The organism is Brevundimonas sp. (assembly GCF_018608325.1).
Taxonomy (GTDB): Bacteria; Pseudomonadota; Alphaproteobacteria; order Caulobacterales; family Caulobacteraceae; genus Brevundimonas.
The window spans coordinates 24,077-26,555 of sequence record NZ_JABAZW010000006.1 but is presented as its reverse complement, the minus strand read 5'-3'; the positions used below and the strand labels follow the sequence as shown (position 1 = coordinate 26,555).

General features: G+C 67.4%; 2 protein-coding genes. One reads left to right on the top strand and one right to left on the bottom strand.

What is annotated here, in order from left to right:
- A partial coding sequence (locus tag QZ281_RS00525) for an NADH:ubiquinone oxidoreductase subunit NDUFA12 (RefSeq protein WP_292223386.1) occupies positions 1–383 on the bottom strand: 383 nt, incomplete at its 3' end.
- A 218-nt stretch (positions 384–601) separates the two neighbouring features.
- On the opposite strand from QZ281_RS00525, the gene QZ281_RS00520 reads away from it, so the two are divergent.
- The coding region (locus QZ281_RS00520; protein ID WP_292223385.1) for a TSCPD domain-containing protein at positions 602–2,479 on the top strand (1,878 nt) is incomplete at its 3' end.

Genomic DNA, 2,479 nt, shown 5'->3' with positions numbered 1-2,479 from the left:
GTCCAGGCTTGATAGTCGCCGGTCGCAGCCGGACGCTTGGCGTCATTGGCCAGCGAGCCGGGCGGACGCCAGGCCAACGGCGTGCCGCTGAGGTTAGGCAGGTGATCCTTTTCCCACGACCGACGCGGCAACGGCTCTTCCGTCGGCGGCAGGTCGAAGGTGTAGTGCAGCCAGCCATGCCAATCGGCCGTCACCTTGGAGGCGTCGGCATAGCCTTCATAGATGACCCAGCGGCGCTTGCGTCCGTCATAGCTGACGTTGTCGCGGCTCTCGTAATAGCGATTGCCGAACTCGTCCGCGCCGACATAGCGGCCACGCTTGGCGATGGTGAAACGGGTGCCGATCGTGGCGCCCTCCCACCAACCGAAAATCTTGCTCAACACGTCTTAGAAATCCAGGTCATGCAGCCGCGGCGGGAGGTCCGGCGGCTGGGAGCGATCATAGAAACCTGCGCCCCCTTCGTCCAGAGTTCAGGTCGACTTCCGGTCACGCCGTTTTAATCGATATCTTGTGGGCAACCCGGCACGCGACCACCAGATATATTGGCAACACCCCATAACACCCCGTAATCTGAGCGAAGGCTTTCGGGAGACCTCGCCCAATGCGCTTTCAATCCGACTTCACCGTCCTCGCAGACCGAGTCGCGATGGAGACGCGCGAGGTCGAACGTGCCGCCACGGTTCAGACCGTCCTAGCCCCCTCGGGCTGGTCGGACGCCCAGGTCGAAGCCTGGCTGGACTGGGCCGATGATGACGCGGAAAACGGCGACTGGCTGAACAGCGCCGTTGAGGCCTGGATCGCGACGCTGGCCCAGACCGGCCTGTCTGACGGCGTCTTCGCCAATGCAGTCGAAGCACAGACCTTCGCAGAAGAACTGGCCGCCTCCATCCGCCTGGGGCTTGCGTCGCCTGCCTCCAGCGCCCCGACCGCCGTCGGGATTATCGACCTTTCTGATCCCAGCGCCGCCGCGCGACTATCGGACCACCGCGCGCACCGCACGGGCGCCAGATTGGGCGCTCAGGCGGCGGAAGCCTTGGCCGACGCATTATGCGCCGTCGCCGACGCGGTGGATCGTTGCGAGGGACCGCAGGGCGACTGCGCCAACCCGGCGCGCAACCCCGCCCTCGCTCGCGCCGGAGCCGCCGCCCGTCGTTGCGGCGCCAGTGACGCCGACATCCTGCGCGCCGCCGATGGCGAGCGGCCCTCCGCCTTTACGGCTTTGATCCCTGACACACTCCCCCTGGCCGCCCTGGCTGACCGGACCCAGATCGCAGCTGGCGCGCCTGAGGCCCTGCTGGCGGCCCAGACCATGCTGGATGGCGGCCTGATCCTGACCTTTGATCCGCGCGACGCCGAGGCCCTGACGGCGCAGAACGGCGGCCGAGCCGTCCTGAACCTCGGCGCCGTCACAGCGTTGGGAGGCGACACGTCCGCTCTGCTGTCGCAACTTGCCCGACTGTGGACCGTGGCGCTGGATCTGCAGACGGCGACGCCGCGCTCGATTGCTCTGGGGCTGGACGGTCTGCTGACTGCATCCGCCGCCACACCGGATCTTGTGGCGCACAGCGAGGCTCTGGCCGCCATCGTCGCCGCCAGCGCAGCGGACGCATCGGTCGAACTGGCCGCTGTGCGCGGTGCAGCGCCCGACTGGGACAACGTCAAAGGCGAAATCGCAAGCACTCAGCCCGCGCCAAGGCCACGCCGCCACTCCGCTATTGGCCTGTACGTCGATGATGCAGCCGCCCGTCTGCGTCTGGGCCTGGGGGCCATCAAGGCCGTGGACATCTTCCAGACCGCCGACGGCAAAATCGGGCGACGTCTGAACCCGGCTTTGGCTCAGATCATCACCCGTGAAGGCGGTGATGTAGAAGCCGCTGAACGCCACCTGTTCGGTCGCCGCACCCTGGCGGAAGCCCCCGGCGTCGATCACACAGCGCTAAGGGCGTTGGGCTTCACCGACATTGAATTGGCCGCCATCGAGCACGGTCTGGTCTGGGCTGATGGATTCGAAGCCGTCTTCGCCGCCCCAGTTCTGGACCCCGGCTTCATCCGTGACGTGCTGGGCATGGAGGACGGCGATGGGCCTCTGTTGAACCTGTTGGGCATCTCCGAAGAGGCGGAGGCCGAGGCCGCACGTTGGGTCTTCGGGCATGGTGACCTGTCGGGTTGGTCGGACGCCCCTGACGCCATCGCCGAACTGCTGGCCGATCCCGCTGGTGCGGAAGCCAAGTTGCGACGCGCCCTCTCTCCATTCAGCGACACGCCGGATGGCGCCGCCGAGATCATCGAATGGCGCGCGACAGCGGCTCAGGCCGCCCGCTTGATCAGTCAGGCGGCGATGGACGGTCGCCGCGCCATTCGCCTGCAGCGCGCGGCTCCACCCGTCGGCCCGCTGCTGGACCTGCCCAATCTCGACGCGCCGGTCCGCGCCGAAGCCCCCCGTCCAGCGCCGCAGCCGGCCCCGGAGCGGATTGTAGAG